Genomic DNA, 26,919 nt, shown 5'->3' on the forward strand with positions numbered 1-26,919 from the left:
GTAGATGTGAGGAATTAAGAAAGACCCCTGTAATTTCACAAGGGTTCAAAATAGTTAATTAGGGACTTTGGATAAGTTTCTTCTTCTATATATGCTAAGAATTGCACCAACTGCTAATGCATTAATGATTAACTGTGAGCCCCCATAGCTTATTAAAGGTAGACTGACGTCAGTTATTGGAGCAAGTCCTAGATTCATGGATATATACCATAAAAACTGCATAGAAAAGATTGCAATAAATCCACTTACTAATAGCTTAGCATAACTATATTTAACAATAGTTGCTATACGAGCGATTCTTACTAGAAACGCTACAATCATAGCTACAATTACTATCGCAACAATCCAACCAAAAGTGAAAGTCATATAAGCAAAAATAAAATCTGTATGCAGCTCAGGTATAATTCTCGGCTCTAATGTGAATCCCTGTCCATAAAAACCCGCAGAATCAATTAAATTGCTCAACTGTATATTCAAATAACCACTTCCATGTGGATCTGCATGAGGGTTGATAAATGCAAACAGTCTTTGAAACATATATGGATTGTTTATGATGGGCAAGGCAATTATAGCTATCATAGCGCTAAACAGGAATATAGTGACCCTATATCCAACTCCAGAAACAATTAAGAGTACAATGCATGCTAAGGAATAAATGGCTGCAGAAACTAATGATGATCCATTAAACACTATCAAAACCAATGGTATTGCACATAATAATATTCCGTGTATGAACTTCTTGTAGTCTCGCCAATTCCTATTATTTAAAAGCCCTGCTAAAGCTATTACAAATATTACTGGCATTATACTTACGACGTCTAGACTTATTCCTCCTATAATAAACCAACGATTGCCGTTAATTAGTGGATTTGTAAAAAATGTGAAGAGTAACAGTAGAGTAGCACCTATATAAATATGCTTAGAATAGTTCTCTAGCTTTCTATAGTCGAAGAAATAAATACCCACTACTATAACTGTTCCAAGTATAGTGTAGCTTAAAGTCCTTTCAAATAGGGAAAAACCAGATAACCCCTGCCTATCCATAAAATACATTACCATTAACCCTAAGGATACAAACAAGCTGCTCAATATTAGAACACTCCATTCTGGCTTAGGCTTATGTACCTCATCTAGTTGTTGTCCTACAATAGATGAATCCCCCATAACAGCAATTGCCTTGTTAACTGCATCATCTTTAGACAAGCCTTGAGAAATATACTCTTCAACTACTTCTTGAATATGGCATAAAAGCTCTAGTCTTATTTCCTCATGCGCCTCACGGAGCCTTATTTCTGAGCATACACTATTGAGATATGATTGAACCTTTTCATTATCCTTTAGCATAATACATAAGCCTCCCCAGTTATAACCTTATCAACTGCTGAACGAAAAGTTACCCATTCCTTCTGTTTTTCTTTAAGATGCTTTTTTCCTGTACTAGTAATCTGATAATATTTCCTTTGACGACTGCCTTCACTTCCTGACCAATAAGACTCAATGATACCATCTGCTTCTAGTGAGTGTAAAATAGGATAAAGAGTTCCTTCTTTAAAGGTAAATACTCCACTAGATTTCTTTTCAATTTCCTTTGTCATCTGATACCCGTACATAGCTTCTTGCTCTAATAAGCTTAGCACTAATATTACGGTGCTTCCTTTTAACATTTCCTTGCTGACTTTCACCTTATAACCCCCTCAAGTTTAATATATGCATTGTTAATCTATATATTGTTACCCTATGCATAGATAATCTATGTATCCATTTTAATTCATATTTAACCTTTTTACAATACCTTTTGTATAAAAAAACCTCCTTATTAGGAAGTCTTTGAAGTAATTGTTGGCTAACTAAAATCAGAACAGCCTAAAAGTCTATCAAAGCTGTTCTGACTGAGGTATAAAGGTTACTCTTTATTCTGGTTACGATTATCAATAATATATTCTAAACCTTTTTCTTTTACCATAGATATTAAATTATTTTCCAAGATATACTCTGATAAGTTAACCTCTGCTAAAGCTCTTTCATATCCTGCTCTACATTCTTCTATGTCAACAGCTTCGCGCGTTTGTATATTCCATGCTATGCTATTTTCAAAAATACCATCATTGGACATAATAAATATTTTTTCATCATCAATAAAAGAACCTCTCGCTACATGTACCTGCTTTGCTACAAAGCCCTGCTCTATATTTAATAAATCTTTACCTAATATTTTATCCGGTTCTATCTTTACTCCCAACAAATTCCCTATGGTTGGGGTAAAGTCAATTTGCCCGCCAGCAGTACTTATCTCTTTTGGCAGAGTACTATTCTCCATATGGATAATTAATGGTACACGAAACATTTCATCTTCTTGATAGCTTTTTCCTAAGAAAGAAGACAAAAGATCATTAATTTCTTCATTTCGCATGTCTAATCCTTGATGGTCCCCATAGATAACAATAATTGAATCTTCATACAGGCCTTCCTCTTTTAACATTTCAATGAAATTACCTATTTCTTTGTCTAAATAATGTATTGTCTGTAAATAGTCCTCTAATACTGTATCTTTATAGGGTCCACTTATATTTAAACCTTTATATTGCTCTTCCATAGTAAATGGATGGTGAGAAGTTAAAGTTATATAAAATGCATAGAATGGATTTGTAAGCTCTTGTAAATAGTGAATAGATTGTCTAAAAAGTGATCCATCGCTTAAACCAATACCGATCAATTCATCTTGTTCAAAGTCTTCCAAACTAATGAACTTATCTAAGCCTTGTGATGGATATATAGTGCTCCGATTCCAAAAATCTGGCACATTACCATGAAAAGCTATAGTGCTATAGTCCCTTTCTTTTAATAACATTGGTAATGTGATAAAATCATTTTCCTCATACAATTTATAGCTAAAGTTTTTGGTGGATGGATAAAATCCATTATGTGATACAAATTCAGCATCAGAGGTGTTGCCCCAACCTGCCTGCTCATAAAATCGGCTAAAATACGTACTATCATTCTTAATAAGCTCATTTAACACAGGCGTTATCATTTGCCCGTCGATTTCTCGATTAATCACAAAGCTCTGCACCGATTCTGCTTGAATTACTATAACGTTTTTATCTTCTGCTATTCTAAATCCTGTTTTAGGTACACTATCACTTGTAATTACTTCAGCTAGTGCCTCTGCATTATCATTATCTAAAGTACTTTTGGTAAATAGGTTTACAATATCATATAAATGATAATTTATAACCCCTAAATTATGTGGGGTGTAGTTACCTTCAGTATCCTTAGCTGTTTTGTAATTCAATCCTAGTGTTGAGAGGGTCAATATGAAAAATACCAATACAATTATTAGTTTTGCCTTTTGATTAGGAATAATTACCTCTTTACCTTTTTCCTTACTGTAGCTTTTGTAATATCTCCACAATAAGATAGTATCTGTAAAAAACAATAAATACTGTAGTCGTAGTTGGGAAAAAATACTTGCAGACACAGTTCCCAACTGCCCTACCTGAAATACACTATGTGCAGGTGCTAATGTAAAGAAATAATTATAATATATAATATCAATGCAAATTATAGAAGATAAAATCATATTTATTGCTAAAAACATACGCATTCTATTACTAGCTAAACTTGCTAAACAATAGATTGCAATTACTGCCAAGAAGTTTTTAGCATTAATTAACCAAAAACCATCACTAATGCCCATTAAATTGTGTATTATTAAAAGCTTAATGAATATGCCTATAGAAAACAATCCTATATCCCTGTACATATTTCTCCAGGAAAATAATTGATTTAGCATCGTCTCCCCCCTCCTCGATGTCTTATTAAAATACAACATTAAGCCATATTATTATATCATAGATATACAAATAAGTTCCATATGACACAAATCAAACTGTTGAGCAGGTAAGTGCCTTAAGGTTTAGTGGCAACTCTGGAACCAAAAACAATTTGCAAATCTACAGTTATTTTATTTATTTCATTGAAGGCTTTTAAAATCCTTTCCTTTGTGACCCCCCATGATAACGGGGTCATTTTAATAATACTTTCTAGTTCCTCTTCTTTGTTAATTTCAAACTCATATGATACATCATGAATGTCTAAAATGTTAAAGTTATTAGCAAGGTGGTTTATGACTTCCTCATTTGAATATGCTTTTTTATCATCCTCGTAAAAAATGTTTCGTAATTCTTTAAGATAACTGCTTCCAGGTACTACTTTAACGAGTATACCATCATCACGCAAAATCCTATTAAACTCTTTATAATTAGCAGGAGAAAGAATATTTAGAACAATGTTAAATTGTCTATCCCTAACAGGAATTCTAGCTAAATCTGCAACACACCAGATAATTTCATGATAGTTCTTAGCAGCAATCTGTATCCCTTCTTTGGAAATATCAAGACCAATACCTTGTAAATTAACACAGGTTCGCTTCTTAAGGTTTTTTAAGACTTGCGCCAAATGAGTTCCTTCTCCGCATCCAGCATCTAAGATCTTGACATCGGTAAAAAGCATTTTAGATATTTCTTCCGCAAGCATATTACTTACCCTATCAATCATGGTATCAAAGAATCCCTTATCAGATACCACTTTTCTTGATTCAAACATCTGCTTGCCATATTCCGTTTTAACAGAATTTAATAACAGGTTTACATATCCTTTTTTTGCCAAATCAAAGGAATGGTTGTCTATACAGGTTAATGTGTTATAATTATGAAACTTCATTTCCTGTCCACATACTGGGCACTTAAATAGATCAATATTATCCATAAACTTTAATTTTCGTATCGAGGCAAGCTTCACATCAATTGTCATTAGCAATCTACCTCCTTACAAAAATACTGAAATTATAGCAAAATAATTATATCATAACGCAATGTATTTCACATTGCTTGCAGTAGGGTCTTAGCTGATCATAATCTATTTTATATTATAATGGTTTTAGAGGGGGGGTGCTTAAATTGATTAACCTAAAAATAAGAAATGCTTTGCCAGAGGATCTGGATTCAATTGCCCATATAGAAGCCACTTGTTTTCCAGCTACAGAAGCAGCACCAAGGAGCGTATTAAAAAAAAGAATTGCAATTTTTCCAAAAGGCTTTTTTGTAGCTGAATTAGATAATGAAGTCATAGGGTTTATTAATGGGGGATTAACCAATAGCAACCATGTAGAGGATGACTTTTTCAAGACCATGGATCTTCATATGCCTACCGGTAAAAAATTAGTTATCTTTGGCCTGGATGTACATCCCAAATATCAAAGGAAAGGTTACGCTAAAGAATTAATGAAGCATTTTATCGAAGTAGCAAGAAAGGATCGTAGAAATACTATTTTGCTTACCTGCAAGGAACCATTAAGAAAATATTATGAGCAATTTGGGTTTATAGATAAGGGAATATCCATATCTCAACACGGGGGTTCTGTATGGTATGAAATGTACCTTGAACTAGAATAAAAAACAGGAATTTATATTTCAGTACCATACAGCTTTACCTGGTTTTTTCCTGCAGATTTTGCGAAATATAAGGCTTTATCTGCCGCCAGAATTAAGTCTTTTGGCAAGGAGTTTTTATTAGAGATAATGCTTGTTACACCAAGGCTAACAGTAACATAAGTGCTGGTTTAAAGTAGTCAATATTCTACATTTTCCTTCATTCTCCATATTTGTAGCTGTTTAGTTAAATTTACATTATATGAAAAATAATCCAAAGATATATCCAATGATTGCCCCTATTATGCCACTCCAGATCCATGCACCTAATCTCGCTGTCCATTTGTTCTCAAGTTCTTGTTGCTTACGCAGTCTTTCAATCTCAATGGTTTGTTTAGAAACTGCTTCAGCCAATGTTTCAAGTATTGTCATCAATTCTTCTTGGGGTAAACCTTTTAGTGAAAGCAATGATATTATTCTTTCCTTATCAGCTGGCTGAATTTGTGAACCAACACGCTTTAATGCTGCTCCTTTTATTAAGACAGGACCTTGGACAGTTGGTTTAACAAAGAGTTCAGATATCCTTTTACCATCATAATATATCTCAGTAAGTTCTAGGGGAGGAACAGGTGATAAGAGCCTTTTCGCTCCTTCAACAACTTTTCCTACACTACCATTGGGAGTGTCATATATGTGCCCATTTTCACCCACTCCAAATAATATAACACCACCTTGTGTATTAGCAAAGGCAGCAACAGTTCGCGCTAACTCTTCAATAGGAGGCACCTTAGTTTTTAACTCAACTTCAATTGACCTGCCATCTTTTATTATAGATTGTAGTTCTATTTCATTTTTTATGAACACGTATTTACCCCCATATATCAATGTTTCAAAATTCTATGTTTGTCTAGCAATCATCCTTACCTGGATTTTCTTATATTTGTCTAATTAGAATTATTTCTTAATAAATATGTATATGCCTCTGGAGCTAAAAAAGTAAATATCTATTCTGATAGGTCGTTAGGAATTCAAAACTGAAAATAGCACACCTGATAATGTTGCTATGATAAAAAAAATAGGCAGGTATACTCTACCTGCCCAATTTAATCATTACCCTATTTATTTTGCATTAACAACAACCCTTGTTACACCCGCAACCAGAATTTTCTACTGGTGCCTTTACTTCTTCTAAATTTAATACCTTAAGTACCGCCTCACGGATAGCCTTTGCAGGGATATCTTCATATTCATTACCATCATACTTTACTGTTCGACAGTAGGTTTCACTTCCAAGCAGAGTTGTACAGGAATCACAGTAATTTTCTGATACCTCTATATCCAAAATATCTTCTATGGGAACTCCATTCAAGAGGATAGTATTTGATTGAGTAATTAGGGTATCATCAAGTTTGGTCTCGAACCATTCTACCTCAATACCCTGTGGTTGCAAGGATCTGTTTAATCTTTTTACTTCCTGATTAAGATTTTCACCCGTATCATAACAACGGTTGCAAGTCTCCCCTTCCATATCAAGGTGCTTCCATTCAATTTTAAGTGTTTTCATTTTCATACCCCCATATTTATATTATTTAAAAGTGTTTCTATATAGTAAGACGGAGGCTTTAGCAAAAGGACTCACTTTTTTAACATTTTATACATGAAAATTCAGTTTTGACATTGTCTTTATTATGAAACTCTATTATATTTCCTGCATTGTCTGATTTTACTTCACAGCAACTAAGAAGCACAGCTTTTAAATTCTTTCGGGCTCGCTGAACTCTAGCTTTACTTCCCGAATTGCTTAAACCCCATTTTTGACCTAATATGCTTTGCTTCTTACCCTTATAGTCGCATTCTATTATTGCTTCTTTATATATTGCAGGTAAATATTCAACAAGCTTTAGCAAGCAATCTGCAGTTTCTTTATTGTAATTCTCGTGTTCTAAGGCAACTGGGATAAATACTTCATCAACATTCTCAATCAATGAGTACTTATTTGCTCCCCTAAAATGGTCTATTATAAGATTTTTTGTTATTCGATATAACCAGGCTTCGATATTCGTTATATTCTTAATTTTACTTGCATTTTTTTGTACGCGAATGCCTACTTCCTGAAGTATATCTTCTGCTTCATAATTATCTGAAATATGTCTCATTATATAGGCCTTAAGCTTTGAACTATAAGTGTTCCATAATTCTTCTGGGCACATATATATCACCTTCTGAAATATTATTATTTAGGTATGCACCAAAACCGCTAAATCTATTCATTAGATATCCCAAGCCCGTTATATTTCTTCTTTAAATAATCTATATTCTCTTTTAATTTTACAAGAGTCTCATCTACACTAGGACCACAAATACCTGTGGAACAGCACATTGGTGGTTCAAAAAATTCTAGTTTCATTATCTTTAATTCCTCCATTTTAAACAAGTAATTTCTACTCATGAAAGGGTCAATTAGAGTCATTTTTTTATTTTTTATTATCTGTTATGTTATATATATATTTATGAAGTTTCATTTTATTGAGTAGCACTCTTTGAACACATCATTTCTTTAATGCTTTCACAGTTTAAGCCACTTTTTTTGTAGTCTTTAAGCTTTTCATTGTCTTTTATGAATTGCACTTCTTTATTAAAGTCCTTGCCTAATATTTCCTTAATAAAAGCATGTTTTTTTAATATGTCTTGATTTATCTTGTAATACACCCATTGGGCTTTTTTTTCATTGGTTATGAGCTTTAACATCCATAGTTTATTCAAATGTCTTGAGGCATTTGATTGATTTATTTCTAGAAGGTACTCTATCTCACATACACATAGTTTCTCTTGATTTAATAGATTTAATATTCTTAGCCTTGTTTCATCAGCTAATGCCTTTATTATTTGTACCAGTTCCAAGATAATCCACCTCCACTTACCTTTTTACTTTGCCCATTTTCTTGGGAACCAATGCTTTGTCCTTAAGCAAATTCTAACTAGGATAAGCATAACAGGGACCTCAATCAATACACCTACAACTGTCGCCAAGGATGCACCAGATGCAATTCCAAAGAGAGTTGCTGCTGTTGCAATAGCTACTTCAAAGTGATTGCTGGCACCAATCATTGCGGATGGTGCTGCATCTTCATAGGTTAGCTTTAATGCTTTAGCTGCTCCGTAGGTTATAAAAAATATAAAGAAGGTTTGAATTGTAAGTGGGACAGCAATCATTAATATAACTAGGGGTTGGCTCAATATTACAGAACCTTGCAACATAAATAAGGTGACCAATGTAAGAAGTAAAGCTGTCATAGATATCTTTCCAGTATATTTTAGAAATACACTTTCATACCATTCTATACCTCTAGATTTTATTAATTGAGTCCTTGTAAAATATCCTGCTACTAACGCAATACCTACATAAAATAGGATAGATAATGCTAACGTCGCAAATGGAATTACAATATCACTTATACCTAATAAGAAGCTTCCAAGGGGAGCAAATAGAAATAACATTGCTAATGAATTTACTGCCACCATAACAAGGGTATGCCCCATATTAGCCCGAGCTAAGTAACTCCAAACTAGAACCATTGCAGTACATGGTGCAATACCAAGCAAAATCATCCCTGCCATATATTCATCGGCCATATTTTCAGGAATAAATGGTGCAAAGATAACCCTCATGAATAGCCACGCAAAAAACACCATCGTAAATGGTTTGATTGCCCAGTTAACTATTAAAGTTAATGCGACAGGTTTAGGAGTTTTCCCAGCCTCTACAACCTGTCTAAAATCAATTTGTACCATAATTGGGTACATCATAAAAAATAAAAGTATTGCAATTGGTATGTTAACCTGTTCTATTGCTAAGCTATTAATAACTTCAGCTGCTTCTGGAAATAGAGCACCTAAACCTATTCCTATGCCCATGCACAGCAAGACCCAGACTGTTAAATACCTTTCAAAAAACCCTAAATCCCTAGCTTTTTCTGCCGCTGATTCAGTACTCATAGTCTTTATCCTCCCTATACCATATTTTTTATTCAATTCCTATTATTGATAATTTCTTAAGCCCTAAAAATGATTCCAAATTAATTCTTAGTTCTTTTAAAGCTTTTATGTCATTACTGTAATATACTGATATATCAAAGATACATTTAATTTCATAATGGCTTGGCTCTCCCTTGGGAATTCCTAAAAAAATATCCGGAATTAAAATACCCTTGCCACCGCAGCATCCACCCCCGGCAGTACGATACGCTAAATAAACAGCACCTCCATTTTTCTTAATATACTCCATTGCTGCAGGCTCAATAGAAATTTTCATCTTTACCACCTTAAGTGAACATGTATATATTCGTTTATACTCATATATAGTATGATATTATGCTATACGCCTTTTGTCAACCAAGAAATCTATGATTATTAGGACTATAAAATATCTTTTTCTATTCGTTCTAATAAATACTTAACCTTTTCCTCAATAATATCTCGAGTGTTTCTATAATCTTCAATTGGGCCACCAGAAGGGTCAGTTAAACCCCAGTCTTCTCTGTACCTACAAGGTATATACGGACATTCAACGTTACAGCCCATCGTTATTAGAACATCAATTTTTTTTGGAATGTCAGCTAATAGTTTGGGATAATGTCCACTCATATCAACTCCGGCTTCTTCCATAACCTCCACAGCAAGAGGCTTTACTTCAGGATAGTTTTCAGTACCAGCAGAATATGCTTCTATCAATCCTTCTCCCAACTTCTTGCCCCATCCTTCAGCCATTTGAGAACGACAAGAATTGTGAATACACACAAAAGCTACTTTTTTCATAATTAACTCACCTCTTTAGTAGTATTGTTGGTCTGATCAACAATATTTGATATTCAATTTCCCTATAAATACAAGATCTTAATATTTATCATAATGAATTTTATGACTTGGTAAAGTATCCATATAGTGGGATTCTTTATCTTCCCCAATATAGCCAATGCCAATAATACACTCCACGCTGTATTTTTCTGGTATTTCTAAAACCTCCTTGATAAAATCTTCGGCTTTTTTAATTTCAGAATGCATTCTTTCTCTAACCTGTATCCAACAAGAACCAAGGCCAATTGAGTGGGAGGTAAGCTGAATGATAATGGCCGCAATGGAAGTATCCTCAATCCAAACATCACATTCTGTAGGATCAGCTACAACAACTATCCCCAGGGGAGCCCCTGCTAAGAAACGAGAACTATGCTCTCTGCATTGAGATAATTTGCCTAAGACCTCGGGGTTACTTACCACAATAAACTCCCAAGGTTTCCTTCCTCTAGAAGATGGGGATAATAGAGCACTTTTTAATATGATATCAAGCTTTTCTCTTTCAACCTCTCTCTTTTGATATTTTCTTATGCTTCTTCGTGTTTTTAATAATTCAAGCATTTATACCATTCCTTTCTCAGTATTATAAATATTTGACTTATACTCGAAATTGTGCAACTATAGTTATCATCCCCCTGTCCATTATTTTTTTAACAATAATTTTTATTTCGTTTTTTGCTATCTAATACCTTCATTTTTATTCCTAGAATAAAAGATTACGCCTTTAACTATAGATATAAACCATAATATTATCGAATACTAATAATCCAGTATTTACTATCGCTACGGATAGGTTAAAATATATTAAAGTAGAGAAATCAAGGAGGTAACGATGAAAATTACAGTTGGTGTTTCAGCCAGACACATACATTTATCAATAGAGGATATGGAGCTCTTATTTGGCGTAGGGTACGAATTGACTCCTGTGCGCTACTTGTCCATTGCTACCCAGTATATTTGTAAAGAACGCATAACGGTGGAGGGCCCAAAGGGAAAGGTGGAAAATATAGCAATCATTGGCCCTCCTAGGGAGCATACCCAGGTAGAGCTGTCGAAAACAGATGCCATTAAACTTGGGTTAAACCCACCCACCAGATTGTCGGGGGATTTAGAAGGTTCTGGAAGTGCAACCTTAATAGGTCCTAACGGAAGTGTGATATTAAAAGATGGATTAATAGTAGCTCAAAGGCATATACATATGACCGAGAGAGATGCTGAGGAGTTTGGGTTTAAGCATAAAGACTATGCAATGGTTGTTGTTCAAGGTAAACGCAGCTTGGTTTTTGACTTTGTTGTGGTTAGAATAGCTCCTGAAAATACCCATACAGAAATTCACCTGGACACAGATGAAGCTAATACCGCAGACATAAAAACTGGTGATGAAGTAACCCTTTTCCATGTAAATGATAAAAAGCTAAGGCTTGAACAAATAATTAACGCCTTTGACGAACGCCAATTAAGAGTACTAGAGCAATCTGTCGCAACAATCATTGAAGATGAAAAGCAAAGGATATCATTGATGGAGGAAATGCTTAAGGGGTTAAAGGGCTAATTTTTTCTTTAGCCCTTCTATTCAATCTCGTTGGTATAAACCATGTAATCAAGACCCTGATTCTTAGCCTGATACATTGCTAGGTCAGCTTTTTGCATTAGTATTTCAGGTTTGCTACTGTCATCTGGGTAAATACTAACTCCAATGCTTGATTTTATATTAAGTTCATGCCCATCTACATATATTGGACCACTAAAAAAATCACTAACTTTTTGGACAACTCTTAAAGCATCATCTGAGGTTTGTATACCTGATAACAAAATAGTAAATTCATCTCCGCCTAACCTTGAAATGATATCCGATTCTCTTAAATTGTTTTTGAGACCACGAGCAACTTCTTGAAGTAATTTATCCCCAACATTGTGACCATGTTGATCATTTATTTTTTTAAAGTTATTAAGATCAAGATATAGAACCACTAATTTTGTCTTGCTTCTTTTTGTATCCAATACCTTTTGCTTAATATACTCTTCAAATAGCTTTCTGTTTGGTAAGTTTGTGAGATGATCGTAATAAGCCATATATTCCAACTTATAAATCAAATATAATACAGTAAAGGCAAGTACAAAATAAACTATTGAAATTGCCCATATACTTCGCAAAAAGAAGTTCCTCTCCTTGCTAATATAGTTAAGCATTATGCCACCATTGTATTTAATTTCAATTACATGAGAATTCCACCAACTAGATTTTCCATCCTGCTGATGATTAATATAAGGTATATATTTTTCAGTATATTTTATTTCTGAACCTTCACTTGAAAGAGTATTCTTCTGAATTTCTCTAGAATCCAATGCTTTTTGAATAAGGATCTCTTTCTGCTCATCTCTAACAGTACTATAAAATGGCTTGTTTTTTGATATTTTTAAGATACCATTCCCAGAAACATTCATTTTGAAGATAGATACTTCCTCTACAGATGGATACTGATTCTGCAAACCATTTGCGACAGAAAAAATATCAACATCATTCATTACAGGAAACCTTCTATTTATATTTACGCTCAACTGTAAAAGGTATTTATGATCAGGAGTGGGCATGTAGCTATACTTCATTAATTCCCCAGTATTTGTAGATATATCTAGTCCATCTGCTATAAAAGAATTACCCTGCAAGCGATTATCAAGTAATCTACTAAAACTAGGAAACTCTTTAAAATCAAGTCCAAGGTCTACCTCAAAAGTTGTCTTAACTACTGTCAGGTCCTGATTAATAATGTATATTTCAAAACCATTAAACTGGTTTTTTAATTCTTTTAAATCCCAGTTTAATATGTCTGTGTCTTGGTTGTATTTATCCAGCATTATCAAGGAATAACCCTTCATTTGCTCATTTAATGCGTCATCTATAATTTGACCAACCATGTCCGCATGTTTAATAGTATTATAAATACTTTCTTCAACTAAAGTGTGTTTTGAATCATATTCAGATTCAATTATTTTTATAGTATTCCGGTAATTACCATAAAAAACAGATACCAGAATAATGAAAACTACCATTAGTATACTTGCTATTAGTAGGCCACGACTTCTTTTCATGAATCTCACCTTTGTTTTAAAGACTTTTTCAACGAAAAACCTTTCGACATTTAGTACTCATATTCCTGTATTAGTGCACCACTTGTTGCCAACTGTAAAATCAGCGAGTGCTTAATATATTTTTAACTGACTAACTTGGCGTAAGTCTCCCATCTTCTAGCGTTGCACTGGTATAAGTAAAATTCCATTCCAAGAATTAACTTATACTGGCGTAAGTGGGAGTACAACGCCAACTAAGTCATTCATTCGTAGCTCTAAAATTCAGGGGGAGTATAATCTCCCCCTGAATTAAGATCTTACTTCAATAATAGGTCTTGCTTTATAACTTAATCTGTTGTATAGTTAATTACATAAGTAACTAACCAATGACGTCAGGGGTGAGAAAGTGCTCTTATCAAATGAAAATCCAAAACCGATATATTTGCAGATAGCAGAAGGTATTGAAGATGATATCCTGACAGGTAGACTTGCAGAGGGTGATCAGGCTTACTCTACAAATCAGATTGCAAAAATATACCACATCAACCCAGCAACAGCTGGTAAAGGAATCAATCTTTTGGTTGATGAAGGAATACTATTTAAGCGTAGAGGGCTTGGAATGTTTGTTGCCGAAGGTGCTGTGCAAAGCATACGGCAAAAACGAAGAGAATCATTTTTTAATGACTACGTTATAAAAACTTTACTGGAGGCAAAAAAGTTGAGTATCTCGCCTGATGATGTAATATTGATGATCGAAAATTACGAAAGGAGTAAGTTATAATGAAATCAGCAATAGAGGTAAATAATTTAACAAAAAAATTTGGTACAACAACTGCTTTAGCAAATATTAATTTATCCTTTGACGGAAATAAGATTTATGGTCTTTTGGGGCGTAATGGTGCTGGCAAAACAACCCTGTTGCACCTACTAGCTGCTCAGTTACTTCCTTCAAATGGTTCTATAAGTATAAGGGGAGAAAGTTTATATGAAAACAACAATGCTTTAAGTCAAATATGCTATATCGGCCTATTTCTAAACAATAACAAGTATATTAAAACCTTTAAGGTTAAGGATTTTCTAAAATCTGCAGCAATGTTTTTTCCTAACTGGGACGAGAAACTTGCAAAGCAGCTTACAGAGCTTTTTTCTTTAGACATAAAAAAACCTTATAGAAATCTATCTACAGGTATGCTGTCCATGGTTTCTATAATCATTAGTCTGGCAAGTCGCGCACCTATCACCTTGCTTGATGAGCCTTATAGTGGTTTAGATGCTTCAGCTAGGCAGGAATTTTATGATGTTCTTGCTGAGGATTTCGGCCGTCATCCTAGGACAATTGTCTTTTCAACTCATCTAATAGATGAAGCGAGCAACCTCTTTGAAGATGTGATTATACTACATCAAGGTAAAATTGTATTACACGAACCTATGGAAACCTTAGAGGAATCATCTCTAATAGTATTCGGTGATAAAGATGAACTGGAATCAAGGTTGGGAAATAAACGGGTTATTCATAGAGAGTTATTTGGCCACAGAGCATCATATGCTCTATTTGATAAGATTTCAGAGCAAGAAAAAACAGCATGGACTCATGCTGGTCTTGAGTTGCGTAGTCTCACTTTACAACAGCTGTTCGTTCATCTAACAGCTAATTCAGGGAGGTAACCCCAATGATAAATACTAACTTATATAAATCTCATTTCTGGGTGTATTGGAAAACCCAACGTATCCTTTTCCTTTTTTTCTTTACTATACTATTTGTTAACCTAACGATCCAACTCGGGGTCTCTATTTTTGTAAACGGCTCCATTGAGTTTGTCTCCATTATTTCTATATTACCGCCAATAGTTGGTTTTTTATTAGGAATGCTCATTGCTATTCCTGCTATGGGTATAAGCTCTTTTCCATATTTGTTGACCTTTGGTAGTAGAAGAAAAGACATTGTATATACAGCTACAGCAAATAATATTTTATATGTCATATTTCTTTCAATCATATTTTCTTTTCTAATTGGCATCACAGGAATTATAAGTAAAGAGCTGCCCCAAGTTTACATGGGAACAATTATAACTTCCTGGGGTAGTTTAGTTCCAATCACCGTTTTGAACCTGTTTTTACTCTTAATGATTTCTAGTATTACTTTTTTAATAAGTGCTGTTTTCTATCGATGGGGTGTATTATGGGGTTTGGGATTCATTTCTCTAGTTATTTCTGTTCCAATCTTATTGATAAATGAAATCTACCACTTTTATATATGGGGTGGATCATACACTTTTATTAATATTCTAATGATGACAATTATTGTTACCTCAACATTCTTAAGCATCAAGATATTATCAAAAGCAGAAATACACCATTCTCGACCTATTCTGCATTTTAAAGGTTTTGTATTCTTGGTCTGCTGCCTGACCATTTTGTCATTGGCTTTTTATACTGGCATTAATAGGCTAACTAATGCTTCAGATATCATTAGAGTTAATGACCATGGACGCTTTGCTTATTTTGAAGATGGAGAAAAGGAGAAAAATATTATAAGTAAGGGAAATCAGGATTTGGTTTTGCTGTGGCGATCTCAAGTCAGCGAAGGTGACCTAACATTTACATTAACATCCCCCTCTGGGGAGATTGTGTATGCAGCATCTGGCACGACCAACGACCTAGTTACCATTCCATTAACCCCAGGTATGTGGAGCTACTCCCTCACCTTTGATGATGCCACTAATAGCAATTATTCACTACTCGCTTATGTACGTGACTAAATGAATTCACTCTAAAAAATATAACCAAGTAGCCTATTATTACAGGCTACTTGGTCCATCTCAGGTAATCGAAGCCTGGTTTTTGACTATTAAAGATATCAGTAGTGGTGGATATACTTCATAATATTAAGACCAGTTCCTAGGATAGAATAAAACTAGTACTGTAAATATTTCCAGACGACCCACTAGCATCAGAAATGTAAGAAAGTATTTACCTAGAATAGGTATCTCAGCATAATTCGTGGCTGGACCAACAAATCCAAATCCTGGTCCAATTACCCCTATACAGGCTAATACAGAGGTGCTGGCACTTTCAATATCCAAATCGAAGCTCGACATTATTATGGTACTAATGCCTACGATACTAAGATATACAAAAAAGAAAATAAAAGTATTAATTACGATTTTATCGTCAACTGAGACCCCATTTATTTTTATACTTCTCACCAACCTGGGATGAATAGAACGTACTAGCTCTGATATTGTATACTTGATCAATATTAGAAAACGACCTATTTTTATCCCGCCTCCGGTTGACCCTAGACTACCTCCAATGAATAACAGAATAAACATTACATTTCTGGCAAAGTTTGGCCAGGTATCATAATTTACTGTTGCGAATCCCGTTGTAGTTAAAATAGATACGACCTGAAACAAGGCTGTAATTGGGAGTATCCCATGCTCCCCAGGCCTTGCTAGATACAGACTAATAGTTACAAGCAATGTGGCTATAATTACAATCTTACAATATAGCCTGAATTCCTCATTCCTCACGAAAATCTTGAGAGTTTTATTTTTCCATACTAGATAATATAGAGCAAAGTTTGCACCTCCTAAAAACATAAACACAGTAATTATAAGCTGGATTAGTGCATTATCTAAATAAAACCCAATACTAGCATTTTTGGTAGAAAAACCACCAGTAGCAATGGTAGTAAATGTGTGGGCCATTGAATCAAAAAAGGTCATCCCTGCTAGTACTAATAGTATTATTTGTATTAACGTAAAAATCATATAAAACTTCCAAAGGTTCTTGGCAGTATCACTTATCCTCGGTGTTAGCTTTTCCACCACAGGTCCCGGAGCCTCAGCAACAAAAATTTTGTTTGCACCTTGTCCAAAGTGGGCTACCAAAGCAACAAACAAGACTATTATTCCCATGCCACCCAACCACTGAGTTAAAGAACGCCACATAAGTATCCCTTCGGGCATAGATTCAATGTCAGTTAGAATACTAGCTCCAGTAGTTGTAAAGCCAGACATTGTTTCAAAAATTGCATTAGTGAAATTCATGGTTCCTGAAAGTAGATAGGGTAACGTTCCAAATAGCACTACTGCTAACCACCCGCATGTTACAATTAAATAGCCTTCTATGTATCGTAAACGTATATCCTCTAGTGGGAATAAAACATATACAATAAGTCCGCTTCCAATGGTAATAACCATTGAATATATAATGGACATCCATGCTCCATCATTAAAATATATCGACCAGATTAGTGGAATTGTCATTGACAGGCCAACAACTATCAAGAGCCTAGACAATGAAGCTAAAACTACTTTCCATCTCATTTAATTCAACTCCTAATGTTTATCCAATATATACATCAATATCTTCATTACAACCTAGAATAACTAGCAAGTCATTCTCTTCTATTAAGTTACCGGCCCCGGGAGACACAATTATTTTGTCACCTTTCTTGATGGCCAGAACACTTATGCCATGTTTTGCCCTTAAATCTAAAGCTCCAAGGCTTTTTCCAATAAAGTTAATTGGAGCAGTACACTCAGCTATGGAATGCTTGGAAGAAAGCTCTATAAAGTCCAGTATATTTCCAGATACTATACTATGTGCTACTTTTTGCCCCATGTCCTTTTCAGGGAAGACAACCTTATTTGCACCCACTCTTTTAAGTACCTCTCCATGAATATCAGATTGAGCTTTAGCAATAATATTTTTGGTGCCCAGTTGACTTACAATAATAGTAGTTAGTATATTTGCTTCTATGTTCTGTCCAATCGCAATTACAACTCCATCAAAGTTTCTTATACCTAATTTTTTCAGTACATCTTCATGCCTTGTATCAGCAATTACTACTTGTGTTAAATGTTCAGACAATTCCTGAACTTTTTCCTCAGCTATATCTATCCCAAGAACCTCATGTCCAAGAGAAACTAGTGTTTTTGCAACACTCTCTCCGAATCTACCCAATCCTATAACTGCAAAACTTCCCATGTTTACCCCCCTAACCTATCATTATATTACCAGTAGGATATTTCACCAGTTCCTTAGAGTTTCTGCTCAAAACATAAAACAGAGCTAACGGTCCAATTCTTCCAGTATACATTGTAAAAATAATAACCAATTTTCCCTGAAGCGACAATTCGGGTGTAAGCCCCGTCGACAGTCCTACAGTACCAAAGGCGGATACTACTTCAAATAAGATTTCCATAAATGGATTTGATTCATAAATACTCATGATGAAAGTAGCAAGAAATATCAGAAAGACTGATAGAAAAATTATTGTTTGCGACTTAACAATAATTTCATTAGAGATGGCTCTATGAAACAGTATTGATTGTTTTTTGTTAGAGATACCGGCCAAGGTTGATGACACTATTACACCAAAAGTAGTTGTTTTTACACCACCACCAGTTGAACCAGGAGATGCACCAATAAACATTAATAATAGAATTAATAGTAGACTAGCCTGATTTAAAGCTGCAATATCAAGGGTACTAAAGCCTGCTGTTCTAGTTGTGGTTGAGGTGAATAATGCTACCATCACCTTTTCGCCTATACTAAGAGCACCTAAAGTATCAGGGTTATTATATTCTAATAGAAAAATAATTAAAAAACCAGTAATTATTAGAACACCAGAAAATATAATTGCTAACTTACTATGGTACGATATCTTTTTTAAAGATCGTTGAGTATATAAATCTGATATAACAAAAAATCCTAATCCTCCAAAAATAAACAGGACCATTATTATACTGTTTGTCATGAAATCAGTTTTAAACCCTGCCAAGCTATTTCCAAATAAATCAAAACCAGCATTATTGAATGCTGATATAGTATGAAACAAGCCATAATAGAAAGCCTTTTGTCCCATCTCAGGATACCAATGAAAAGCCAGCAGTAATGTTCCAAGTAATTCCATTATGAATGTTATGACTAACACATGCTTTAACAGATTTACAACACCTTGAACTGAATTGCGGCTAAATGTCTCCTGTAAAATTAACCTTTGTGTAAAGGATATTCTCAAGCCGAGTACCATGGCAACAAGTATTGCAAATGTCATTAATCCAAGTCCGCCTATTTGTATTAAAACCATAATAACAACCTGTCCAAATATAGAAAATGCATCTGCAGTATCTACAACAACAAGACCTGTTACACATATTGCAGAAGTAGCTGTGAATAATGCATCTATATAAGGGATGCCAGCTAAATCCTTTGTGGAAATGGGTAAGGCTAATAAAACCGACCCTATAATAATTATACCAATAAAGCTTAGTGCTAAAACTTTCGCTGGATTAAATTGTATATAATTTGAACCTAAATGAGTGGTTTTCATATCTACAGCATATCCTTGATAAAAGTATTATTCCTAGATTATCATATTACCTTTAAAATGGAAATGTTTACTTTTTATCTATTGAAGAACTTTCTTTATGTAAATCTTTCAATATCCTTTTCTACACCAAGATTTCTTGCTCCATCATCGTAATGGATTAGCGTTACATATACCCTTTTCCATAAATTCAAGTGCTGCTAACTGCTCTTTAACTGCAATAAATGGTACAACCGGCAGATTATCTGGTATGTCAATACTCATTTCTCAACTTGCATTATACCATAGCATGTAGAATTCAGCCCACGCCCCATATAGGAGCAACGTCTGTTTACTAACTTAGCAGTTTACAGAGAATATGCAGTACTGGTTATATAAAAAAAATAAAATGAGTCAAAAAGAACTGTCCCTTTTGACTCAAGAAGGAAAAAGACGCACAACACTTGATGTCATAAGTGCAAGGGATCTGTGATCAACCACTAGATAAAACTTGTAGGACTTCATTGATATTTGGTAGCTGTCCCGATGGATAAACTTTGACCCATTTCACCTTTCCATTTTCATCTATGATGATATTAGCCCGTTCAGATACTCCTTTAGTCTCGTTAAATATCCCATAGTCCCTGGCTACTTTGCCGTGGGGCCAAAAATCAGCAGGAAGACTAACATTTTTAATCAGAAGTACTGTTGCCCATACTTCCTTACATGGTTGGGAATCTACACTAAATCCCAGGGGAACGGTGTTAAGATTTTGGAAATTTTGCCAATTATTTTCTAAGGCTCTCATTTGATCAGTACAAACTGCCGTCCATGCCAGAGGATGCCAGGAAAGAAGTATTTTTTTCCCTTTAAATGCAGACAAAGTAATGTTTTGCTTTTTATTATCTTTTACAGTAAAGTCCGGTGCGTCAACTCCTACTGCAATTGGATTCACAGAAGTCCTCCCTCATTTCTTCTTTTTGAATTTATTTAGATCCCTATTTATTCTAATATTATAAGTATATCTGTTAGCCTATATACTTAAAGTCAGAAATTAATAATAACAGTTATATTACCATCCAAATAAAAAAATCCTCCATTTTGAGGATTCATTACAAGTATTTAAAATAGCATCACTTTAGTGAACGCTGTCTCTATTCATTTCAACTGAGTTACATATACTTTGTTTGTAAAATAATTTTTTGTAACTTTTGTGTATTACTGATACTATATCCTGTTCCAGTATCAGTACTATTCATCCACATACCCTTCCCATCACTATCGTCTAACCAGAGATATGAGGTCTTTACAGTTCCATTCTTGTACACAACATTGACAATATAATCAGGAAATCTTACATCCATTTGCCCTTGCATTTTACCTGCTGCGTTAATTGATGATGTTACAGTTTTTATTGATTTACCTTTTAAAGACACTACTAAATTATTATCATTAATATTATCAATTTCAAAACTTGTTGCCTTGTATATATCTATTTGTTTTATATTATAAGGTAATATATGCCACTGACTTGTTAAATAAAGTAAGTATAGCATCGAAATTACTAGGATATAAAAAAATAATTTTTTCTTTCGTTTATTCAAGTTGTCCTCTCCCTAACATATGGAGCATTGATTTATGGTTATATAGACGTTAATCTAATCAATAAAGTTTCTTATAGATACTGCAGATCAGCTCAGAAATTCAGTTCAAAAGATAACGAGCTAACAATCCAATAATTGCTCCAATCACAACAGAAGGAAGAAAGATTTTTACTTTCTTAATTACTATTGCTGTGGCAAGGCAGCCTATAAGAACTGGAATTGAAATAACTAGTTGTCCATCCGTTGGAACTAAGATTTGTTTGATAATAAGTGCCGCTATTATTCCAATTGGCACGTAATTAAAATATAAGCGCAAGGTAGGGCTCATCTCTCGTCCTGCCATTACTTCGACACCGATGATGCGTGATATATAAGTAGTAACGGAAAGTAATCCTATTAGAATCCAATGATTAAGCATCTTGAGCCCCCCTCTTTAAATAAAGACCTACAAGCGGTGCTAAAACACCAGTAATAATGATCGTAAATTCATTACCAGGCATTAAATATTCGAGCGAGATTGCTATCATCGCACCAGCGAACGCGGTTGCAATTATTGGTTTTCCTTTAAGACTAGGGATAAGAAGGGCTACAAAAGTAATTGGAAATGCTAGGTCTAAACCCCATTTTTGCGGATCAACTTGGTTTCCAATTAGGGCTCCAATGAACGAAGAACAAGCCCAAGCAATATAGAAAGTACCAATAACTATTCCAAAATAAAGAGGATCTGGTCCATGTTTTTTAAACCTTGAACTGCCCAAAACAAAAGGCTCATCTGACACACCAAAAGATAACAACCATCTCCACTTTTTAGCAGGAGCAAGACCTTCGGCAAGGGCAGCTCCGTATAACAAATTACGTAAATTTAATAAAACAGAGGTAAAAAGAACACTTGCCACACTTGCCCCCGTAGTCAACATTGCGACGGCTACCATTTGTACAGACCCGGAAAACACCAACAAAGACATTGCCACTACACCCACTAAGCTAAAATTGGCTTGATTCGCGAGTACGCCATAGGATAAACCATATGTCGCAATAGCGATTGCTAGTGGCAAAGCTTCCATAAATCCAGTTTTTATAGTTTCTATATTTTCATCCACCTTAAAAACAACCCCTTATTTCATTTGATAACTAACCACCGCTATTTTCTGAGGCCCGAAAGTGAATTTAGAAAAATTCCACTCGACGCTAAAAAATCTGTCTATGTCGCAAAACATCAATAGCCTAAACAATATAAACCATACCGATAACATGTTCTGATAGAAACCCTAAAAAGTTAATCTGTGGAATGTAAAATAAGCATAATATGGAGTATAATTTATAGTTTATTATAATATAAAAATCATCACATTAGCATATTTAAATTAACTTTTGTACACTATACTATCCAAAAGGTGTAGTCAGATTTTTAAATCGAAGTAGGAAAAAATGAACATAGAAAAAATCTTGGAAAGAGGGAGATGTGGGGAAAACATATTGGCACCAACCTGAGGCAAATCTGTATTAATAAAAAAATCAGCATGTAGACGTTGTGGCCAAACAAATCAAGCTCAGCAAATGAACATTGATTAAAACGAACACGAGGAAGCTAATCGTACATTGTCCTACCTACAACCTAGCATGGAATATTGCTCGGAATTACACCAGTCAGGGAGGATGGAAGGAAGTGTAACATTTACCCAAACTTAGCACATTCTCTTCTCGGATAGTACTCACAAGCAAAGATTGATAGACTTGTAGTGTTTCAATCCTTGTTTTATTGGAACTTCTTCTGTAGCTGCTCAGCGTTAGTGTCTACCAAATGCCAGAGAAAGTTTCAATCCTTGTTTTATTGGAACTTCTTCTGTAGCAATACCCTTTAAACTGGTACTACCTAGCTCTTTAATGTTTCAATCCTTGTTTTATTGGAACTTCTTCTGTAGCTAGGTTAGCCTTTTTTATCACTCTGAGAGTTGCGAAGTTTCAATCCTTGTTTTATTGGAACTTCTTCTGTAGCTTTCTTGCCAGCCTCTGAGCGTTTATCTCTTAGGTCAGTTTCAATCCTTGTTTTATTGGAACTTCTTCTGTAGCAAATTTAACCTGGGAAGAAGCAGATATACCTTGGAGTTTCAATCCTTGTTTTATTGGAACTTCTTCTGTAGCCATAACCCCCCTAGCTATGGCCTCGGCTACCTTATTGTTTCAATCCTTGTTTTATTGGAACTTCTTCTGTAGCCCGCCCCTATTATTTTATAGATTGTTCTTTGAAAATGTTTCAATCCTTGTTTTATTGGAACTTCTTCTGTAGCCAGAGGACTCAAAGATTTCAATGTTCCATTTGTTTAGTTTCAATCCTTGTTTTATTGGAACTTCTTCTGTAGCAACATCAAAATAGTTTGCAATCTTTAATACGTACAGTTTCAATCCTTGTTTTATTGGAACTTCTTCTGTAGCGAATTTTATGAATTACTAGATCAAAAGCAAGCAATTTGTTTCAATCCTTGTTTTATTGGAACTTCTTCTGTAGCCATAACCCCCCTAGCTATGGCCTCGGCTACCTTATTGTTTCAATCCTTGTTTTATTGGAACTTCTTCTGTAGCCTAGTATCAAATGTAACTCCTGCGGCTATCATGCTGTTTCAATCCTTGTTTTATTGGAACTTCTTCTGTAGCAGCTTATAAATCAGCCACAGAATGGCAGATTGTTCGTTTCAATCCTTGTTTTATTGGAACTTCTTCTGTAGCTGAATCCGCCATTTTCTGCCGGAGATAAGCATTTATGTTTCAATCCTTGTTTTATTGGAACTTCTTCTGTAGCAGTTACATTGTGTAATACTTGCCATGCTTTAGAACAGTTTCAATCCTTGTTTTATTGGAACTTCTTCTGTAGCTGAATCCGCCATTTTCTGCCGGAGATAAGCATTTATGTTTCAATCCTTGTTTTATTGGAACTTCTTCTGTAGCAGTTACATTGTGTAATACTTGCCATGCTTTAGAACAGTTTCAATCCTTGTTTTATTGGAACTTCTTCTGTAGCTGAATCCGCCATTTTCTGCCGGAGATAAGCATTTATGTTTCAATCCTTGTTTTATTGGAACTTCTTCTGTAGCAAGAGCTATTTGAGGTGGTGCAAAATGGCTAAAATGTTTCAATCCTTGTTTTATTGGAACTTCTTCTGTAGCCATTACAATACAGTAATGTGGTTAGTGGCGGAATAGGGTTTCAATCCTTGTTTTATTGGAACTTCTTCTGTAGCAACTATATCAGGTTTATCTAGGTACTATTACCTAAAGTTTCAATCCTTGTTTTATTGGAACTTCTTCTGTAGCATGGTGTGACGCTTTGGCATAGTGCAACAAATTTTTGTTTCAATCCTTGTTTTATTGGAACTTCTTCTGTAGCCCCGAGGGCACCGGACAAGCCTAAGGAGGATAAGTAGTTTCAATCCTTGTTTTATTGGAACTTCTTCTGTAGCCGATATTGTCTTATGAAAGTCATTGCATGAGGAACATGTTTCAATCCTTGTTTTATTGGAACTTCTTCTGTAGCAATGATCGAATGTAACCACAGCTACGACATCCTAGAGTTTCAATCCTTGTTTTATTGGAACTTCTTCTGTAGCTGTGGAGATATGGAACTAAAAAGAGAGGCTATATCGTTTCAATCCTTGTTTTATTGGAACTTCTTCTGTAGCCAGAATTGAAACTTGGGATTGAAAGGGGGTTAATCCGTTTCAATCCTTGTTTTATTGGAACTTCTTCTGTAGCTCTTAATAATTTACAGCTAGGTAACCAGGGTTCATGTTTCAATCCTTGTTTTATTGGAACTTCTTCTGTAGCTGTAAACAGGATAACCAGGAGTGTTTCCACTTATACGTTTCAATCCTTGTTTTATTGGAACTTCTTCTGTAGCCTTTGGTCTCCCGCGTAAGATTCCCCTACTAAAGTGTTTCAATCCTTGTTTTATTGGAACTTCTTCTGTAGCGCTACGGAAGTTATCGCATGGGTTGATGGAGTGTGTTTCAATCCTTGTTTTATTGGAACTTCTTCTGTAGCATGGAGCCAGTTAAGCGGTATAGTAGTGTGAGGTGGGTTTCAATCCTTGTTTTATTGGAACTTCTTCTGTAGCGCAAGCCAACTTCAAGATAAGCCTTAAAACAGCCTAGTTTCAATCCTTGTTTTATTGGAACTTCTTCTGTAGCAAACAAAGTCGAGCCTGGAACATTGCTCTGGTATCCGGTTTCAATCCTTGTTTTATTGGAACTTCTTCTGTAGCATTGACTACGCAGTCTTAATTAAGAGTGACAATGTGTTTCAATCCTTGTTTTATTGGAACTTCTTCTGTAGCCAGTTGGTGTTAACCGTAATACTATATCTGCAATTATGTTTCAATCCTTGTTTTATTGGAACTTCTTCTGTAGCATAGGATGTACGGGGTTGAATTTCCCATTGATAATGGGTTTCAATCCTTGTTTTATTGGAACTTCTTCTGTAGCCTAAAATGGCTTTGCCTATACCAATTGGCATTACAGTTTCAATCCTTGTTTTATTGGAACTTCTTCTGTAGCGTCACAATTCTCGGGAGTTAACCCCTTCTCCTAAGAAATGTTTCAATCCTTGTTTTATTGGAACTTCTTCTGTAGCGCTTATTTCTGAAGGTCTGCCACTTGTGTGAATCTGTTTCAATCCTTGTTTTATTGGAACTTCTTCTGTAGCACAGTTTCAAGGTGATGTAATTAAGACCCCAATTGTGTTTCAATCCTTGTTTTATTGGAACTTCTTCTGTAGCAACGCATTGTTGAATGGACTTGCCCCATCAACCTGGTTTCAATCCTTGTTTTATTGGAACTTCTTCTGTAGCCTGAAGGAGATATCAAGACTGTTCCTGGCACTAAAAGTTTCAATCCTTGTTTTATTGGAACTTCTTCTGTAGCAGTGTCCTTATCTTCCGCTTGGGTACTTTATACTTTCGTTTCAATCCTTGTTTTATTGGAACTTCTTCTGTAGCCCAAATACCTGTGCATCATCTGCGGCTTCTACTCCTGGTTTCAATCCTTGTTTTATTGGAACTTCTTCTGTAGCCGCCGGCCACGTCAATAATGTTTTTCATGTTCCTGCGTTTCAATCCTTGTTTTATTGGAACTTCTTCTGTAGCAAAATTACTTGTTGGAAAAAATGGGACCTAGTAGTGGTTTCAATCCTTGTTTTATTGGAACTTCTTCTGTAGCTTGTAGGCATTGTTTCGTCTCCCTTCTAAAAAAAGAGTTTCAATCCTTGTTTTATTGGAACTTCTTCTGTAGCAAGATGCCTTAATTCTTTAGGTGAGTTCTGTTTATCGGTTTCAATCCTTGTTTTATTGGAACTTCTTCTGTAGCTAATACAAGACTATAACAGCACAGATAGGAACATTAGTTTCAATCCTTGTTTTATTGGAACTTCTTCTGTAGCCAGTATCAATTCTAATATGTAGGATATTGAGCTAGAAAGTTTCAATCCTTGTTTTATTGGAACTTCTTCTGTAGCGGGTGTATGTGAGTTTGTGTAGGTTGTTTATATTCTCGTTTCAATCCTTGTTTTATTGGAACTTCTTCTGTAGCACAATATTGACTTCTCTCTTACTCTCCCAATACATGTTTCAATCCTTGTTTTATTGGAACTTCTTCTGTAGC

General features: G+C 34.9%; 25 protein-coding genes, 1 pseudogene and 1 CRISPR repeat array. Of the genes and pseudogenes, 5 read left to right on the forward strand and 21 right to left on the reverse strand.

Translation table 11 applies throughout. The features are described from left to right. Positions 1-54 precede the first annotated feature (54 nt). From APF76_01300 to APF76_01315, 4 genes are all read right to left on the reverse strand, one after another. Positions 55-1,347: a cell division protein gene (locus APF76_01300; GenBank protein ID KUO50845.1), complete on the reverse strand. Its 1,293-nt coding sequence runs from the start codon at positions 1,345-1,347 to the stop codon at positions 55-57. Beyond that, complete coding sequence (locus APF76_01305; protein KUO50846.1) at positions 1,338-1,682, reverse strand: DNA-binding protein; 345 nt, start codon at positions 1,680-1,682, stop codon at positions 1,338-1,340. Before APF76_01305 ends, APF76_01300 begins: the two co-directional genes overlap by 10 nt. 221 nt (positions 1,683-1,903) lie before the next feature. Then, complete coding sequence (locus tag APF76_01310) at positions 1,904-3,793, reverse strand: hypothetical protein (GenBank protein KUO50847.1); 1,890 nt, start codon at positions 3,791-3,793, stop codon at positions 1,904-1,906. A gap of 116 nt (positions 3,794-3,909) precedes the next feature. Then, positions 3,910-4,812 (reverse strand): hypothetical protein, encoded by a 903-nt coding sequence (locus APF76_01315; protein KUO50848.1) that lies wholly within the window; start codon positions 4,810-4,812, stop codon positions 3,910-3,912. Between the two features lie 149 nt (positions 4,813-4,961). On the opposite strand from APF76_01315, the gene APF76_01320 reads away from it, so the two are divergent. After that, positions 4,962-5,453: a GCN5 family acetyltransferase gene (locus tag APF76_01320; GenBank protein ID KUO50868.1), complete on the forward strand. Its 492-nt coding sequence runs from the start codon at positions 4,962-4,964 to the stop codon at positions 5,451-5,453. A gap of 234 nt (positions 5,454-5,687) precedes the next feature. On the opposite strand, the gene APF76_01325 is transcribed toward APF76_01320, so the two are convergent. The 9 genes and pseudogenes from APF76_01325 to APF76_01365 all read right to left on the reverse strand — a co-directional run bounded on the left by APF76_01325 (position 5,688) and on the right by APF76_01365 (position 10,841). Next, positions 5,688-6,293, reverse strand: coding sequence for a hypothetical protein (locus APF76_01325; GenBank protein ID KUO50849.1), 606 nt, complete (start codon positions 6,291-6,293; stop codon positions 5,688-5,690). Positions 6,294-6,558: 265 nt separating this feature from the next. Then, complete coding sequence (locus APF76_01330; GenBank protein ID KUO50850.1) at positions 6,559-6,993, reverse strand: hypothetical protein; 435 nt, start codon at positions 6,991-6,993, stop codon at positions 6,559-6,561. A 79-nt stretch (positions 6,994-7,072) separates the two neighbouring features. Continuing rightward, positions 7,073-7,639, reverse strand: a complete 567-nt coding sequence (locus APF76_01335; protein KUO50851.1) for an RNA polymerase subunit sigma — start codon at positions 7,637-7,639, stop codon at positions 7,073-7,075. Between the two features lie 65 nt (positions 7,640-7,704). Further along, a pseudogene (locus APF76_01340) lies at positions 7,705-7,836 on the reverse strand. Between the two features lie 116 nt (positions 7,837-7,952). Then, positions 7,953-8,330 carry an ArsR family transcriptional regulator gene (locus APF76_01345; GenBank protein KUO50852.1) on the reverse strand — a complete coding sequence of 126 codons (378 nt, stop codon included), beginning with the start codon at positions 8,328-8,330 and terminating at the stop codon, positions 7,953-7,955. Positions 8,331-8,354: 24 nt separating this feature from the next. Beyond that, a complete protein-coding gene (locus APF76_01350) occupies positions 8,355-9,425 on the reverse strand; it encodes an arsenic transporter (protein ID KUO50853.1) in 1,071 nt (356 codons plus the stop codon). A gap of 28 nt (positions 9,426-9,453) precedes the next feature. Further along, a complete protein-coding gene (locus tag APF76_01355; protein KUO50854.1) occupies positions 9,454-9,741 on the reverse strand; it encodes a hypothetical protein in 288 nt (95 codons plus the stop codon). A 104-nt stretch (positions 9,742-9,845) separates the two neighbouring features. Then, positions 9,846-10,247: an ArsC family transcriptional regulator gene (locus APF76_01360; GenBank protein KUO50855.1), complete on the reverse strand. Its 402-nt coding sequence runs from the start codon at positions 10,245-10,247 to the stop codon at positions 9,846-9,848. A gap of 75 nt (positions 10,248-10,322) precedes the next feature. After that, positions 10,323-10,841, reverse strand: a complete 519-nt coding sequence (locus APF76_01365) for an NAD(P)H nitroreductase (protein KUO50856.1) — start codon at positions 10,839-10,841, stop codon at positions 10,323-10,325. Positions 10,842-11,112: 271 nt separating this feature from the next. Here APF76_01365 and APF76_01370 point away from each other — a divergent pair, with 271 nt between their 5' ends. After that, positions 11,113-11,832 carry a phosphate propanoyltransferase gene (locus APF76_01370; protein ID KUO50857.1) on the forward strand — a complete coding sequence of 240 codons (720 nt, stop codon included), beginning with the start codon at positions 11,113-11,115 and terminating at the stop codon, positions 11,830-11,832. A gap of 17 nt (positions 11,833-11,849) precedes the next feature. Here APF76_01370 and APF76_01375 read toward each other — a convergent pair whose 3' ends face one another. Then, complete coding sequence (locus APF76_01375) at positions 11,850-13,370, reverse strand: hypothetical protein (GenBank protein KUO50858.1); 1,521 nt, start codon at positions 13,368-13,370, stop codon at positions 11,850-11,852. 385 nt (positions 13,371-13,755) lie between these two features. Here APF76_01375 and APF76_01380 point away from each other — a divergent pair, with 385 nt between their 5' ends. Genes APF76_01380 through APF76_01390 form a run of 3 tightly spaced genes read left to right on the forward strand, consistent with a single transcriptional unit; the run spans position 13,756 to position 16,108 of the window. Beyond that, positions 13,756-14,130, forward strand: a complete 375-nt coding sequence (locus APF76_01380) for a GntR family transcriptional regulator (protein KUO50859.1) — start codon at positions 13,756-13,758, stop codon at positions 14,128-14,130. Continuing rightward, complete coding sequence (locus APF76_01385; protein ID KUO50860.1) at positions 14,130-15,014, forward strand: hypothetical protein; 885 nt, start codon at positions 14,130-14,132, stop codon at positions 15,012-15,014. The genes APF76_01380 and APF76_01385 overlap by 1 nt, the downstream gene beginning before the upstream one ends. A 5-nt stretch (positions 15,015-15,019) precedes the next feature. Continuing rightward, positions 15,020-16,108 carry a hypothetical protein gene (locus tag APF76_01390; GenBank protein ID KUO50861.1) on the forward strand — a complete coding sequence of 363 codons (1,089 nt, stop codon included), beginning with the start codon at positions 15,020-15,022 and terminating at the stop codon, positions 16,106-16,108. Between the two features lie 126 nt (positions 16,109-16,234). On the opposite strand, the gene APF76_01395 is transcribed toward APF76_01390, so the two are convergent. The 7 genes from APF76_01395 to APF76_01425 all read right to left on the reverse strand — a co-directional run bounded on the left by APF76_01395 (position 16,235) and on the right by APF76_01425 (position 22,336). Next, complete coding sequence (locus APF76_01395) at positions 16,235-17,680, reverse strand: potassium transporter (GenBank protein ID KUO50862.1); 1,446 nt, start codon at positions 17,678-17,680, stop codon at positions 16,235-16,237. 19 nt (positions 17,681-17,699) lie between these two features. Further along, positions 17,700-18,344 carry a potassium uptake system protein gene (locus APF76_01400; GenBank protein ID KUO50863.1) on the reverse strand — a complete coding sequence of 215 codons (645 nt, stop codon included), beginning with the start codon at positions 18,342-18,344 and terminating at the stop codon, positions 17,700-17,702. Positions 18,345-18,354: 10 nt separating this feature from the next. Beyond that, complete coding sequence (locus APF76_01405; GenBank protein KUO50864.1) at positions 18,355-19,692, reverse strand: ATP synthase subunit J; 1,338 nt, start codon at positions 19,690-19,692, stop codon at positions 18,355-18,357. 469 nt (positions 19,693-20,161) lie between these two features. Further along, positions 20,162-20,623, reverse strand: coding sequence for a thioredoxin peroxidase (locus APF76_01410; GenBank protein ID KUO50865.1), 462 nt, complete (start codon positions 20,621-20,623; stop codon positions 20,162-20,164). A 217-nt stretch (positions 20,624-20,840) separates the two neighbouring features. After that, on the reverse strand, positions 20,841-21,272 hold the full coding sequence (locus APF76_01415) for a hypothetical protein (GenBank protein ID KUO50866.1): 432 nt from the start codon (positions 21,270-21,272) through the stop codon (positions 20,841-20,843). 100 nt (positions 21,273-21,372) lie between these two features. Continuing rightward, positions 21,373-21,690 (reverse strand): branched-chain amino acid transport, encoded by a 318-nt coding sequence (locus APF76_01420; protein KUO50867.1) that lies wholly within the window; start codon positions 21,688-21,690, stop codon positions 21,373-21,375. After that, the gene (locus tag APF76_01425; GenBank protein ID KUO50869.1) at positions 21,683-22,336 is read right to left on the reverse strand and encodes a branched-chain amino acid ABC transporter permease; all 654 of its coding nucleotides are present in this window, start codon (positions 22,334-22,336) and stop codon (positions 21,683-21,685) included. Before APF76_01425 ends, APF76_01420 begins: the two co-directional genes overlap by 8 nt. Before the next feature lie 677 nt (positions 22,337-23,013). Next, positions 23,014-26,918: a CRISPR direct-repeat array (repeat unit 36 nt; unit sequence GTTTCAATCCTTGTTTTATTGGAACTTCTTCTGTAG). Position 26,919 lies beyond the last annotated feature (1 nt).

It is taken from the genome of Desulfitibacter sp. BRH_c19 (assembly GCA_001515945.1).
Lineage (GTDB): Bacteria > Bacillota > DSM-16504 > Desulfitibacterales > Desulfitibacteraceae > Desulfitibacter.